The sequence below is a fragment of the Pontibacter sp. E15-1 genome, assembly GCF_022601975.1.
Taxonomy (GTDB): Bacteria; Bacteroidota; Bacteroidia; order Cytophagales; family Hymenobacteraceae; genus Pontibacter.
Genome location: NZ_JAKVIR010000003.1, coordinates 159,168 through 173,213 on the forward strand (window position 1 = coordinate 159,168; position 14,046 = coordinate 173,213).

Sequence of the window (14,046 nt, forward strand, 5' to 3'; positions counted from 1 at the left end):
CTTGATAAGCCTAACTACAGAGAGACTTTCGAGAAGAATGAAGACACCGACCATGACAAACCACCCCATACATAAACTGCTGCAGGAGCGCGTGCTCGTGCTGGATGGCGCCATGGGCACCATGATTCAGCGGTACCAACTTTCAGAGGCAGACTTCCGGGGCGAGCGTTTCAAAAACCACCCCAGCGACCTGAAAGGCAATAACGACCTGCTTTCTATTACCCGCCCCGACATCATCAAAGCCATACATGCCGAGTACCTGGAGGCTGGGGCCGACATTGTGGAGACGAACACCTTCAGCGGCACCAGCATCGCTATGGCCGACTACCACCTTGAGGAACTGGTGTATGAGTTGAACTATGAGTCGGCAAGGTTGGCCCGCGAGGCGGCAGACGAGATGGAGGCGAAAGTGCCAAACCGACCGCGCTTCGTGGCCGGAGCCATCGGCCCGACCAACCGCACGGCCTCCCTCTCTCCGGATGTGAACAATCCCGGCTACCGCGCCATCACTTTCGACCAACTGGTGGAGGCTTATTATGAGCAGGTGCGCGGCCTGGTGGACGGCGGCGCTGATCTGCTGCTGGTCGAGACGGTGTTTGACACCCTGAACTGCAAGGCCTGCCTCTTCGCGATAGACCAGTTTGTGCAGGACGGCGGCAAGCAACTCCCGATCATGGTATCGGGCACGATTACCGACGCCAGCGGCCGCACCTTGTCCGGGCAGACGGTGGAAGCCTTCTGGAACTCCATTTCCCACGCGCCCATCCTGAGCATCGGCTTTAACTGCGCCCTGGGAGCGCGCCAACTCAAAACGCACATCCAGGAACTGTCGCGCATTTCCAACGCCTACATCAGCGCCTACCCGAACGCCGGTTTGCCGAACGCCTTTGGCGGCTACGATGAAACGGCCCAGGAGATGGGCGCTATCGTTGAAGAATACCTGAGCGAGGGCCTGGTGAACGTGCTGGGCGGCTGTTGTGGCACCACGCCGATGCACGTGAAGGTAATCGCTGACCTGGTGCAGCAGTACCAGCCCCGCACCCCGTCCCAAATCGCCCCACTTCCGCGCTTCAGCGGCCTCGAGCCGCTCACCGTCACCCCCGATACGCTATTTGTGAATGCGGGTGAGCGCACCAACGTGACCGGCTCCAAGAAATTCGCGCGCCTGATTATAGAAGGCAAGTTTGAGGAGGCGCTCTCTGTGGCACAGCAGCAGGTAGAGGGCGGCGCGCAGATCATCGACGTGAACATGGATGAGGGTATGCTGGACTCGGAAGAGGCCATGGCCAACTTCCTGAACCTGATTGCCTCGGAGCCTGAGATCTCCAAACTGCCCCTGATGATCGACTCCTCAAAGTGGAGCGTGATCGAGTCTGGGCTAAAATGTGTGCAGGGCAAGTCCATCGTTAACTCCATCAGCCTGAAAGAAGGCGAGGAGAACTTTAAGCTGCAGGCCCGCAAGGTGCGGCAGTATGGTGCGGCCGTGGTGGTGATGGCCTTTGATGAGGAAGGACAGGCCGACACGCTGGCCCGCAGAATCGAGATATGTAGCCGTGCCTACCGCATCCTGACGGAGGAAGTGGGCTTCCCGGCGCAGGACATCATCTTCGACCCCAACATCCTGGCTATCGCCACGGGTATAGAAGAGCACAGCAACTACGCGGTGGAGTACCTGGAGTCGGTGAAGTGGATCAAGGCGAACCTGCCGCACGCACTGGTGAGCGGCGGCGTGAGCAACCTGTCGTTCTCGTTCCGGGGCAACGACGCCGTGCGCGAGGCGATGCATACCGTGTTTCTGTACTATGCCGTGCAGGCAGGTATGGATATGGGCATTGTGAACGCCGGTATGATGGGTGTGTACGATGAGATACCCGCAGAATTGCGCGACCTGATTGAGGACGTGATCTTCAACCGCCACCCCGATGCCACCGAGAAGCTGGTAACCTACGCCGAAACGGTGAAAGGCAAAGGCAAAGGGGCCGCACAGGCCGACAACAGCTGGCGCGAGGCCCCAGTGGAAGAACGCCTGAAGCATGCACTGGTAAAAGGCATTGTAGAGTTTATAGAGCAGGATACCGAAGAAGCCCGTCAGAAAGCCACCAAAACGCTGGAGGTGATCGAAGGGCCCCTGATGGCAGGTATGTCGGTGGTGGGCGACTTGTTTGGGGCAGGCAAAATGTTCCTGCCGCAGGTGGTGAAAAGCGCCCGCGTGATGAAAAAATCGGTGGCCTACCTGCTGCCTTATATGGAGAAGGAAAAGCTCGCCTCCGATACATCCAAGTCAACTGCCGGCACCATCCTGATGGCAACCGTGAAGGGTGATGTGCACGACATCGGCAAAAACATTGTGGGCGTGGTGCTGGCCTGCAACAACTACGAGGTGATAGACCTGGGCGTGATGGTGTCGCTGGACAAGATCCTCTCGGAGGCCGAGGCACAGCAGGTGGACATCATCGGCCTGAGCGGCCTGATTACGCCCTCACTGGACGAGATGGTATACGTGGCCCAGGAAATGGAGCGCCGCGGCCTGAAGATCCCGTTGCTCATCGGCGGGGCCACGACCTCCAGAATCCATACCGCCGTGAAGATAGCGCCGCAGTACAGCGGGCCAGTGGTGCATGTGCACGACGCCTCGCGCAGCGTGACCGTGGTGAGCAGCCTGCTGGGAAGCGACAGCGAGGCCTATGTTGCCGGTATAAAGGCAGATTACGCCAAGCTGCGCGAAGACCACCTGAACCGCACCAAAGACCGCGCGTTCGCCACCATTGCGGAAGCGCGCGCCAACAAGTTTAAGGTAGACTGGGCGGCCTCGCAGCCAACCAGGCCAAGCTTTATCGGCAATAAGGTTTTCAGGAACTACCCGCTGGCCGAGATCGTGCCATACATCGACTGGACACCGTTTTTCCATACCTGGGAGCTGAAGCGGCAGTATCCGAAGATACTGCAGGATGCGGTGCTGGGCGAGGAGGCCCGCAAGCTGTTTGCCGACGCCCAGGAAATGCTGCAGGAGATTGTGGAAAAGCAACTGCTGGAGGCCCGCGCCATCGTCGGGTTTTACCCAGCCAACGTGGAGGCCGACGACACCATTGAGGTATACGCCGATGATTCACGTGGAAACGTGCTGACCGAGTTCCATACCCTGCGGCAGCAGGGCAAGAAGGGCGCAAACGTGCCCAACATGGCCTTCTCAGACTTTATCGCGCCAAAGGAAACCGGCATACCCGACTATATCGGAGGTTTTGTGGTATCCACAGGCTTCGGCATCGAGAAACTGGTGGACAAGTACGAGGCAGACCACGACGACTACCGCTCTATTATGGTGAAAGCCCTCGCTGATCGCCTGGCCGAGGCCTTTGCCGAGCTGATGCACGCCAAAGTGCGCAAAGAGCTGTGGGGCTACGCGCCGCAGGAGCAGTTGGACAACGAGGGCCTGATCAAAGAGCAGTATGAGGGTATACGGCCTGCGCCGGGCTATCCTGGCTGCCCCGACCATACCGAAAAAATCACGCTCTTTAACCTGCTGCATGCCGAAGAGGAAACCGGCGTTATCCTGACGGAGAATCTGGCCATGTACCCGACGGCGGCCGTGAGCGGGTTGTATTTCTCGCACCCGGAGTCGCGCTACTTCGGACTGGGCAAGATCGGCGAAGACCAGGTGGCCGATATCGCGCAGCGCAAAGACATGCCACTCGAGGCACTGGAGCGCTGGCTCTCGCCCAACCTGAACTATGAGCCTACGCCAGTGGCGCAGCAGGTATCGGTGTAATATCCAACCACCCCTGCCCCTCTCCCGAAACAAGTCCGGGATCTTCGACTTGTCTAAGGCGGGGAGTCGGCTGCTACTGTTTCTTTAGGTTTTACAATAAAAACTGTCTTCCTGATATTTATTTTCTGAGGCGTTTGAAAAAAAGAGCCTTGGGCTATTAAGAGTAAGCTATAGCAGGTGTAGTGACAGAGTTCCCCGCCTTAGACAAGTCGAAGATCCCGGACTTGTTTCGGGAGAGGGGTTAGGGGGTAATTGGACCCGGAGTTGTGAACCAACAATCTAACAATTCAGCCATTTAACAATTAAAATAGCATCACCCGAGAATAGATGAAAATAACGGAACACTTCCAGAACGCTGAGAAAACACAGTTCACGTTCGAGATACTGCCCCCACTGAAGGGCGAGAACCTGCATACCCTTTACAACCACATCGACCCGCTGATGGAGTTCAAGCCGCCGTTTATCGACGTGACCTACCATCGGGAAGAGTATATGTATAAGCAGCGCGAAAACGGCCTGCTGGAGAAAATCAGCACGCGCAAGCGCCCCGGCACGGTGGGGATATGCGCCGCCATCCAGAACCACTACAAAGTAGACACGGTGCCGCACCTGATTTGCGGGGGCTTTAATAAGGAGGAGACGGAGAACGCCCTGATCGACCTGCACTTCCTGGGCATCGACAACGTGCTGGTGCTGCGCGGCGACTGCGTGAAAAACGAGTCGCGGTTTGTGCCTGAATTGGGTGGCCACCACTATGCCACTGAGCTGATAGAGCAGGTGGTAGGTATGAACAACGGGTGTTACCTGGACGACGAGCAGCTCAACACCAACGGCACAGACTTTTGCATCGGGGTGGCCGGTTATCCGGAGAAGCACTCGGAAGCGCCAAACATGAAAGCCGACCTGCGCTGGCTGAAGAAAAAAATAGACATGGGTGCGAGTTACGTCGTGACGCAGATGTTTTTCGACAACCAGAAGTACTTCGATTTTGTGCGACTGTGCCGCCAGGAGGGTATACATGTGCCGATTATACCGGGCCTTAAACCGCTCACAACCAAATCGCAGCTCACCATACTCCCCAGCATCTTCCACATCGACATCCCCACGGACCTGGCAGACGCGGTGGAGGCCTGCCACGACAACAAAGCGGCGGCGCAGGTAGGGGTGGAATGGGCAATAAAGCAGTCGAAAGAACTGATGGAATTTGGCGTGCCTTGCCTGCACTACTACTCCATGGGTAAGTCTGGCTCCGTTAGAAAAGTGGCCGAGGCGTTGTTTTAGCACGTCTGGGCTGGGTATAATAAAAAAGTCCGTGGCCATACATGCTGGCCACGGACTTTTTTATGGAGAGGATGTTTAAATTTCGTTTCCCAAAGATGAATTTTTTAAACGTACTCTGAGCTTTTCCCGGCACCTAGAAGGCAATGCCCAGGCTAAAGCCCAGCCCCCGGATGCCCGCAAAGGGCGCGTTCCCTTTGATGCTGACCCCCTCGTCCGTCACGGTCGCCTTTATTTCCGCCCTTCCATCCAGCTGGTCGTTCACAGACTCAATGTCTTCCTCCAGCTCTCTTTGCTCCTGCGGCGTCATGGTGCTCAGGTCTGTTACGGCCGAGGCATTCACATTCAGTCTGCCATAATGGGCCCCGATTACATACCAGTCGAAGGTAAGGCGCCTGGCGATCAGCCACTGTGCGCCAAACATCAAGCCGCCCCCAAGCCCCTCCACATTGCCGGCAACCGGAAGGATGTAGGACTTGCCGTCTATCTCGTACTCGTGGGTATACGTTGCGTCCAGGTCCATGTAGCGGCCATACAGCGACACGTAAAAACCCCGAGCCCCTGCATTTCTGCCGGTGTAAAGCCTGAGCTCGCCGGTATAGGCCTTGTTGGCCAGCGTGGCAGCCTCCAGTTCATCCATGGTCTCGTCGCTGATGGTGGTATACTTCTTTAGTACCTTGTCGACCAGGTAGATGGAGGCGACATCCGTTTTCGGGATGAAGCTATACCCCGCCACAGCCGTGATTTTACGCGACAGCGAGCGCTCGTAACTCAGGCTGTAATTGTCCAGGGCCAGCGAGGAAAGGTTGATCTTGATGATGTTCTTCCTGAAAACTTCATCTGGCCGCTCTTTCTTTGCCATTGTATTGTAGGCCGAGAGCGCTTTTAGGGCGCCGGGCTCCGTTTTGCCGCCCCCTCCGGGCAGTGGCGCTGCATGCGCAAACGCATGGAAAACGGTGAAGAGTACAATCAGTGTAGCGTATTTTTTCATATCGTAGCAGTAAGTACACAAAAATGGGATTTTTCTTCTACACTTGAAATACCTATAACTGAGTATTTTAGCAACACACTGTGTAAATGTCAGTAGAGCAGCAGATTAGTGAAACATCAGAAAAGTATATATAAATATCTGGCAATAGAGCGGTATTGCACATGGTAAAGAGGTGATTCTGCTTTTCTCACCCGATATAGCACAACAGCTAACGCTAGGCTATAAAAAGCTCCAGCGTGATCTGGTCGGCCAGCAGTTTGCCCGCATCCGTCAGGTATAGCACCTCCTCCGCCATGTGTGCCAATCCCTTTTCCTGTAGCTCTTGTAGGTAACCTGCGTGCGTCACCCTGAAATCGTAGCCATACGCGGTGCTGATCCGCTGCAGGTCGCAGCCCCAGATGGTGCGCAGGCTGGTGAGCAGGTAATCGTTGGCCTGGTCTGCCAGGGAGAGCGTCTCTATTTCAAAGGGAATCTGGCCCAGGGCAAGGGCGTCTGTATACTTCCTGTTGTGCGCCACATTATACTGCCGCGATACGCCGTTGAAGGAGTGGGCGCTGGGGCCAACGCCCAGGTAATGCACCCCGCGCCAGTAGTTGCTGTTGTGCCTCGACTCGTGGCCGGGCAGGCAAAAGTTTGAAATCTCATACTGCACATACCCGTGCCGGGCCATTTGCCCGAGCAGGATCTCAAACTGCCGGGCGGTAAAGTCATCCTCGGCGGGGGTGAACGTTCCCTGCTTGCTCCAGCGGCCCAGAACTGTGGCAGGCTCAACAGTGAGGGCATAGCAGGACGCGTGCGGCACGCCCAGCGCAAACAGCGTCTCCAGGTCGCGCTGCCATACCTGGTGGTCCGGTGCCGGTATGCCATAGATAAGGTCCACGGTGATGTTGTGGAAACCGGCGGCCTGCGCGTCTTTCACGCACTGCAGGCTCTCTGTGGCGCTGTGGGCGCGGTTCATCAGCTGCAGGTGCGGCCCATGGAACGACTGCAACCCGATGCTTAGGCGGTTTATACCGGCGGCTTTCAGCTCCTGCAACTTGGCTGGGGTCAGGTCGTCGGGGTTTGCCTCCAGCGTGATTTCAGCATCCTCCGAAACTATAAACAGCCGCTTTGCTGTTTCCAGCAGCAGTTGCAGTTCCTGCTGGCTAAGCAGCGAGGGCGTGCCGCCGCCGAAGTAGATGGTATGCACCGGCTGCCCCCGCAGGTACTGATGGCGCAACTCCAGCTCACGGGCAATGGCCTGCACCGTCTGCTCTTTCAGGCCCATCGAGGTGCTGAAATGGAAATCGCAGTAGTGGCAGGCTTGTTTGCAGAACGGAATGTGGAGGTATATGCCGGACAAGGTTTAATTGCTAAATTGTAGGATGGTTAAAGGGACAAGATTTGATTGTTAGATTGTTTAATTGTTTAGATTGTTGAATGGTTTAATTGTTATGCGGTTATACCAAATCATATAGCCGTTCATGCCGCAAGTTACCGCTGAGCCAAAACTTGCGGCATGAACGGCTGCAAAACAGTATAACTGGTCACTTTGCTTAGCTAGAGTTGAAAACGAACTAAACCATCCAACAATTTAACAATTCAACCCATTAACAGTTCACTCCGCAAATGTACAAAATAACTGCCTTTCTCTTCTGCATGATGCTGTGGCTGCCGCTGGCACTGGCGCAGGTCGGGCAGATGCCCCAGAAAGTGCAGCCGCAACCGGCGGCCCGGAAACCGGAGAAGGCATTGGCCAAGGTGGGGTTAAACGTGGAGGCAACCGATGCCCAGGGTGCACAGGTACTGCGGCAGTATACCTACCAGCGCCTGCTCCCGGACTCGGTGGAGGCATACAAAGAGTTGAAGGCGCTGGTATACCGGCTGCAGCAGGACACCTACCTGCTGGCCTCTGCCGACACGGTATACCGCCAAGGCGACGCGCTCCACGTGAAACTTCATATAGGTCAGCCTTTTGTGTGGGCACAGCTGCGCAACGGGAACCTGAGCGAGGGAGTGCTGCTGGAGTCCGGGTTCCGGGAAAAGTTCTACCACGACACGCCTTTCAAACCCGCCGAGTACGTGAAGCTGCAACAGCGCATCCTCGACTACGCCGAGCGCAACGGCTACCCTTTCGCCTCCGTGTGGCTCGACTCCATCCGGATAGAGGGAAATAAAATGGAGGCGGCCCTGATGGTGGAGAAGGCCTTTGTTGTGACGTATGATTCGCTGGAGATCGTGGGCGACACGAAAACGCAGCCGAAATTCCTGATGCGTTACCTGCAACTGCTGCCCGGCCAGCCCTATAACCAGGACCAGATCAATGCCTCGCAGCGGATGCTGTCGGCACTCCCCTATATAAAAGTGACCCGGCCCCCGCAGGTGCGCTTCGCCCGCGACAAGGCCCGCGTGTATTACTTTATGGACGACCGCCAGGCAAACCAGCTGGATGGCGTGGTCGGGTTTCTGCCCGACCCTACGCGGAAAGACAAGCTGCTGATCACGGGTGAGGCCAACCTGAACATTCGGAACATCAGGGGCTCCGGCAAGCAACTGGGCCTGCAATGGCGGCGCGTAAACAAGGGCTCCGTAATACTGGATGGCGAGTATCTGCACCCCAACCTGCTCGGGACGCCCTTCGAAGTCGGCCTGAAGTTCAACCTCCTTAAGCAAGACTCGTCTTTCATCACGGTGCAGCCGCGGGTGCAGCTGGCATACTATACCCTCAAGTACGGCAAGTTCAGCGTGTTTTCGGAGTGGCGCAACTCGCGTATTCTCTCTGACGCCAACCCGCAGAGCCTGCGGCAGTTTAACCTGGCCGATGCCCAAACCACAACCTACGGCCTCAACTACCTTTGGAACAACCTCGATGACTTTTACTTCCCGAGGCGTGGCCGGTTGGTAGAGATGCAGCTTTCGGCAGGCGCCAAGAAGCTGCTGCGCAGTCCGGATCTGGAGAAAAGCTTCTATGACACCCTGAACATCAAAACGACACAGCTTGGGCTGGCGCTGCGCCTGGAAAACTTCTTTCGGCTGGGCCGGAACAGCGCCCTGCTGGCGCGGCTGCAGGGCCAGGCCCTCTTCAACGACCAGCTTTTCCTGAACGACATGTACCGCATCGGCGGCCTCTCCTCGCTGCGCGGCTTCGACGATTACTTCTTCTACGCCTCCTCCTATGCCATTAGCACGCTGGAGTATCGCCTCTTCACCGCCACCGACTCCTATGTGCTGCTGTTCTATGACCAAGGCTACTACCGCAGCGACTTGGAGCAGTCTTCAGCAAGCGATTTCCCCTTCGGCGTGGGTGGCGGCATTAGCTTCAGCACAGGCGCAGGAATCTTTCAGCTGGTGTATTCTCTCGGCAAATCCGACCAACAGCCCCTTTCCTTTAAATATTCGAAGATACACTTTGGCATAACAAGTAAGTTTTAGGGAGCCGCAACTTTTTTTACGATTTATGGTAAGTATAGCTTGCAAGGGAAAAAACAAAAGCATACTTTTGCATCATACTCTTAGAGAGTATAACAGTGCGGGGTGGAGCAGTTGGTAGCTCGTTGGGCTCATAACCCAAAGGTCACAAGTTCGAGTCTTGTCCCCGCTACCACAGATTAAGAAAAGCCTGATTCAGAAATGAGTCAGGCTTTTTTGTTTTTTAGGGTGACCGATTTCCTTCCTTACTGTAGAATCCTGTTATAAACTGTCGGCTTCCCCTCTTTAGAACTAATCTGCAGTAGAGAGGAGGTCAATTTTTCGGGAGGATGTCATTTCCATGCCGTTTCCTCGTGTCGTGTGTCACGCCAATAAATCCACGCTTATCTGGACCCTTTCCTCATGGGCCGGCGTCAGGAGCGTGACCTCCATCAGGTCGCTCTCATGGAAGTACCCTCTGCCAAACCGCGAGCCGAAGTGTATCCGTGGCCATTGACTTCACCCCGTCTCTGGTCTTTCCCGCGTCTGTCACGATAGGCTGTTCGGCCGCCACCTTCACCAGACTGGATTCGAATACCCGCTGCCCCATACAGGGACAGGTCCGCAGCGCTGCTCCCCATCCACCCCGAACGAGAGGTGCACGGTGCCGGCGACCCACAAAAAGTAAGTTATTTTTGTTAAGGCTCTTTTGCATCATCGTTCTTTGGCTTACAAGCTTTGTGAAAGCAACTTTATTAAGTGATGTTCTGATTTTTTCGAAGGAAGTTGTGCGCTATTTAAAAAATAATAAATTTTTATATTTTAAATATTTAATATTTATGTAATTTGTGGCGCTTTAAAATATACTATTGATGCTGGCTTTATTCGTCTGTGAACAAACCGGGAAAATGATTATCTGCGTTTTCACCTTGATGATGAGCGCTATTTTTCCTTTATATGCGCAGGAGGAAGAATATTACCCTTTCTATTCCAGTGATTCAACAAAATTAAGAGAGCTAGCAGTTGCGCAACAGGCTTCCCTTAAAAATCATTTTGTGGTTCCCCGTAACATGAGCCCTGACTACCGGGAAAGTTACAATACCATCATTAAGAAAAGCGCTGAGGAAAGTTATAGAAGGGTGTTAAGCTCTGCACTGTTGGATACTATTGTGGATCCATATATTCAGTCGGTCTATCGGGTGATTGTAAGAGCCAACAGCGATTTGCCTGATACAAAGCTTATCCTCACACGAAGCGCTGTTGAGAACGCATATGCACTGGCCGATGGGACGGTCTTCTTTAACATAGGCTTGTTGGCAAAGCTAGAGAACGAAAGTCAGATAGCATTCATCATCTGTCATGAGCTGGCCCATATAAAGCTAAGCCATATGGAGAGAAGCATTAAAGAGAGTCTGGATGCTTTCTATAGTAAAGAGTTTAAGAAGCAGTACAGACAAACTGCCAAGGTTGAGTACAACCGTCACGCTAAAATGGGAGCTTTGCTTCAAGGGCTTTCTTTAGGCAACTTGCAGCATAGGCGCTCATTCGAAAAACAGGCAGATTCCCTAGGTTTTGTTTTTCTCTCCAGAACAAAGTACAGCACTGCCGAAGCCTATACTGCCTTACAGGCCTTAGATAAAATAGATGCACCATACTCTTCCCAGAAGCTTGACCTGGGTGCGCTTTTCAGCTGCTCAGACTTCAGCTATAGCTTTGAAGAAGGGCAAGCAAAAGAATCTTCTATTTTTGATGTAAGGGAGACGATGGTCGCTTTTCCAGATAACCCTGATACCTTGAGAACGCACCCGGACTGCCTCAAGCGGATGGGCTACATCAGAGAGCTGGAAAGAGCTTTCCCGGTTGAAGCAAACAGGCAAACCTATCAAACATCAGCGTTGGAAAGCATTAAGCTACTCTGCAGGAGGGAGGTAGTACAAAGCCTGTACGAAACGCAGAACTACGACTACGCTCTGTTTAACGCACTGCTCTTGCTCAGGGAACAGCCGGAGAGCGGCTACCTGAAGAGTATGGTGATGCTGTGCCTGTATGAGCTAAAGCGCCATTTGCTGCTCCATCGCTTTGCAGAGGTGGTATCTGTAGAATCAGAGCACCACCCTGAGAATTTTCAGCACTTGCTCCGTGTGCTCTATAACCTAAACACCTCCGACTTTGAAGGCATTGGCAATTGCTTTGCACAGAAAATGCGGATAGAGGAGGGAACGCACGAATACCAATTAGCGGCACAGTATGCCTTTGCTGTTTTACGCGAAGACACGGAGGTAGCTGAGCAAATAAAAAAGACTTATCTCGACAGACACAAAGAGGGGAGGTTCAGAGAAACGCTCTTCTCCGCAAGCCTGAAATAGAAATGAAACAAACTCTTTACTTAATATTTACTATACAATGAAACGATTACAAACTGTTATTACATTTCTGCTGCTTTTATTCGCAACAGCCGGTCATGCACAGACTCAAACACTGGCTGGTTTTACAAACTTTAACAAGAAAGCTATTACGCCCATATATGAAGGGAATGAAGTGAAGGGTTATACCATGTTCTACCATGCAGATAAGGCTGACAAGAGAAATGACAACTACGGGTTGGACTTCTTTGATCAGAACTTGCAGAAGGTAAAGAGCGTCATGCTACCAAAAGAGCGGTATTACAGTCACTTGCTAAGAAGCGCCTATAACGGGAAAGCTTTCAGCTTTTACTTTTACAACTCAAGACGGAAAACGCTTGAGATTGATGTCTTTGATAAGTCATTGAACAAAATAGCGACAAAGCAGTTCGCTAACCTCTCGAAGGCTGACCTGAGCGTTGCACTACAGGAGCTTCAAACACCAGGCAACGGAGATAACAAGCCGCTTTCCGGTCTGAATATTTATCCTGTTCCTGACATGGGGTTTGTCAGAAATGGGTATACCGGTATGATGAAAGGATTCTTGCTGGAAATGTACGACAACAACCTCAACCTGAAATGGACTTCCGCGTCTGATGATAAGTCTAAAGATTACGAATCGCTGCTGGTGAATGAGGTGACAGATAAGTACATACTGGCTACCGTTGCCCGCAGACCGAACATGCTATCTAAAAAGCTTACTTTCTCTATGGTAGCTTTCGATGTGGTGACTGGCAAGAAGTTGCTGGATATGGGGGTTGAAAGAGACGGCAACCGGCAGCTGTCTGTGAGTTCCTTTTCGTTTGACGACAAGAAGAGCGAGTTTATAATGATGGGCGAGTTTTACGGGCCGGAGGACAAGGCGATCGTTGATAAAAGCCAAGGCTTCTTTGTCAAGCGGGTTGGCCTGGATGGGAAGGAGAAAGTTGCAAAGTTCTATGCCTGGGACAAGGATGTAAACCCCTTACTGCCGCAGAACGCAAAGAAGAGCCTGGATGAGGGCTTTGTTAACTTCGTGCATAAAATAGTTAGAGGGGCAGACGGCAAGCAGCATATTGTGGCAGAACAGTATAAAGTTAAGGCAGACGGTGTGGGCATTGCGCTGGCGGTTTTAGGAGGCGGCACCAGCACGGCGAAAGGCGTGATTGGCAACATGATGATCTACAAACTCGACTCTGACCTGAACCTGGAAGGCGTTCATTTTTTTGAGAAAGACCAGACAGAATGTTTCCTGCCGCCCGGATCAGGTTTTTATGGCGCTGGCCTGATAGGTTTGGTGATCAACATGACTGGGGGCTTTAATTACCAGTTCACACAGGAAGAAAACACACAAACCAGTTTCAACACAGCTTACATCAACTACAGGGAGGTAAAGAAGAGCAAGTATTGGGAAAAGACGTTGGTCAACATTATGTACGCTGGTGAAGGCGACCTTAAAACGGACAAAGTTGACGTTACATCCAGCAAGGAAACGTTTTCCTACGTGTATCCTGCAAAACCAGGATACGTGTTGGTTCTGGATAGCCAGTTAGAAGAGAAGAAGCTTGAAATGAAGCTTGTGAAGCTGAATAAATAGAACATTAGGGATAGAAGGGGTTCGGGAGTGTAACAGGTTAAACGCATCAAAACTTGATGTTTTGGATGATGGTGGGAGTGTAATTCTAACTGTGTCATTTCATTATTTCAATTTACTGGCCCTGTTGGTGTACTGGTGTGAATCCTTACAGCAACAGGGCCAAACTCTTGAAGTGCGTCTCACTTCAAGTCCAGTTGCATCCTCTCGCCAAACCAGATGGCCAGCTGCTGGGCCGTCTGGCTCCAGTTTGCAAGGGGCATGACCCATTTTTTGCTGATGTTCTGGTGGGAGAGGTAAATCAGCTTCAGCAGGGCCATGTCTGAGGGGAAAGCGCCCTTCGTCTTGGTTACTTTCCGGACCTGGCGGTGAAAGCCCTCGATGGTGTTGGTGGTATAGATCAGGCGGCGGATCGGCTCGGCGTACTGAAAGTACGTGCTCAACTTTTCCCTGCTTGCTTCCACCATGACCACGCGGCTGATGGCGGGTCATCCGTCCAGGCCGTCAAGCAGTGACAGCTCCCCACACACATAGCACACCCGATTCTCTATCAGGCCGTTGCCAAAGTCAAGCCCCAATCAAAATGACCTTAGCAGCAGAATAAAAACGATTCTACTCAGAGGAGGGGTGCTTCATGTGTTATGAGGGA

Annotated in this window: 8 protein-coding genes and 1 tRNA gene; 6 read left to right on the forward strand and 3 right to left on the reverse strand. The window is 53.1% G+C overall.

What is annotated here, in order from left to right; genetic code table 11:
* The first annotated feature begins 37 nt into the window (after positions 1 to 37).
* The gene (metH, locus tag MKJ04_RS03370; RefSeq protein WP_241639397.1) at positions 38 to 3,766 is read left to right on the forward strand and encodes a methionine synthase; all 3,729 of its coding nucleotides are present in this window, start codon (positions 38 to 40) and stop codon (positions 3,764 to 3,766) included.
* Positions 3,767 to 4,093: 327 nt separating this feature from the next.
* A complete protein-coding gene (gene metF, locus MKJ04_RS03375) occupies positions 4,094 to 5,047 on the forward strand; it encodes a methylenetetrahydrofolate reductase [NAD(P)H] (RefSeq protein ID WP_241639400.1) in 954 nt (317 codons plus the stop codon).
* Positions 5,048 to 5,180: 133 nt separating this feature from the next.
* On the opposite strand, the gene MKJ04_RS03380 is transcribed toward metF, so the two are convergent.
* Both MKJ04_RS03380 and hemW read right to left on the reverse strand, forming a co-directional pair.
* A complete protein-coding gene (locus tag MKJ04_RS03380) occupies positions 5,181 to 6,035 on the reverse strand; it encodes a DUF3575 domain-containing protein (RefSeq protein ID WP_241639402.1) in 855 nt (284 codons plus the stop codon).
* A gap of 214 nt (positions 6,036 to 6,249) precedes the next feature.
* Positions 6,250 to 7,377, reverse strand: coding sequence for a radical SAM family heme chaperone HemW (gene hemW / locus MKJ04_RS03385; RefSeq protein WP_241639403.1), 1,128 nt, complete (start codon positions 7,375 to 7,377; stop codon positions 6,250 to 6,252).
* Positions 7,378 to 7,643: 266 nt separating this feature from the next.
* Between hemW and MKJ04_RS03390 the strand changes: the two genes are divergently transcribed.
* The 4 genes from MKJ04_RS03390 to MKJ04_RS03405 all read left to right on the forward strand — a co-directional run bounded on the left by MKJ04_RS03390 (position 7,644) and on the right by MKJ04_RS03405 (position 13,400).
* Entirely contained in the window at positions 7,644 to 9,446 is a 1,803-nt protein-coding gene (locus MKJ04_RS03390) for a BamA/TamA family outer membrane protein (protein ID WP_241639405.1), read from the forward strand.
* Positions 9,447 to 9,542: 96 nt separating this feature from the next.
* Positions 9,543 to 9,618, forward strand: a tRNA-Met gene (locus tag MKJ04_RS03395).
* 676 nt (positions 9,619 to 10,294) lie between these two features.
* Positions 10,295 to 11,788 (forward strand): M48 family metallopeptidase, encoded by a 1,494-nt coding sequence (locus MKJ04_RS03400; protein ID WP_241639407.1) that lies wholly within the window; start codon positions 10,295 to 10,297, stop codon positions 11,786 to 11,788.
* Between the two features lie 37 nt (positions 11,789 to 11,825).
* Entirely contained in the window at positions 11,826 to 13,400 is a 1,575-nt protein-coding gene (locus MKJ04_RS03405; RefSeq protein ID WP_241639409.1) for a DUF6770 family protein, read from the forward strand.
* A gap of 179 nt (positions 13,401 to 13,579) precedes the next feature.
* On the opposite strand, the gene MKJ04_RS03410 is transcribed toward MKJ04_RS03405, so the two are convergent.
* On the reverse strand, positions 13,580 to 13,864 hold the full coding sequence (locus tag MKJ04_RS03410) for a transposase (protein ID WP_262918045.1): 285 nt from the start codon (positions 13,862 to 13,864) through the stop codon (positions 13,580 to 13,582).
* Between the last annotated feature and the right edge of the window lie 182 nt (positions 13,865 to 14,046).